We start from the raw sequence: 579 nt of genomic DNA, 5'->3' as shown, positions 1-579 counted from the left end.
GTCCAAGGTTTCTTGCGTGGCTTTCACCGGTTTAATCAGGTCAGCGAACCAGTTCGAAAGCTGTTTCACCTTGTCACTAAACCAGTTAAACACCGGTTTAAGCGGCTCAAAAGCGGCACTGATTGGCCCCATGGCGGCGGTAAAACCCTCGGCGACGCCAGCAATAAAGGCGCTGATAGGCTCCCAGTATTTACGGATAAGTAACCCCCCGGCCACAATGGCCGCGACCACCGCCACTATCGGCCATGTCAGCGCAGTGAGCGCCGTGGCAATGGTTCCGGCCATCAGTGAAAAGCCGGTACTCAACAGGCTGGCCCCGGCCAGCAGTATGTTAAATCCGGCCATGACCGGCCACGCCATCAGCCCCAGCGCACCCAGCCCGGCCACCAGTGCCAGCACTCCGCCGGTCACTTTGGTAATAGTGGCGACCAGCTCCGGATTTTTCTTGGCCCACACCGCGACATTGACCAGCCAGTCAGTTGCGGTCACAGTCAGTTGGCGCAGTGCGGAGTCCTGTTTCTCAAAGACTTCAATCTCTAAGTCTTCCCATGCCGAACTCAGGTTTTTCAGGTCGCCGTC

At 57.5% G+C, this 579-nt stretch carries 1 protein-coding gene; it reads right to left on the bottom strand.

Features of this window, described 5'->3' with window-relative positions; translation table 11 throughout:
• A partial coding sequence (locus OVO64_RS20430) for a phage tail tape measure protein (RefSeq protein ID WP_267249000.1) occupies window positions 1–579 on the bottom strand: 579 nt, incomplete at both ends.

Source organism: Yersinia sp. Marseille-Q5920, from assembly GCF_946902935.1.
Taxonomy (GTDB): Bacteria; Pseudomonadota; Gammaproteobacteria; order Enterobacterales; family Enterobacteriaceae; genus Yersinia; species Yersinia rochesterensis.
This window is presented reverse-complemented; position numbering and strand designations above follow the sequence as displayed.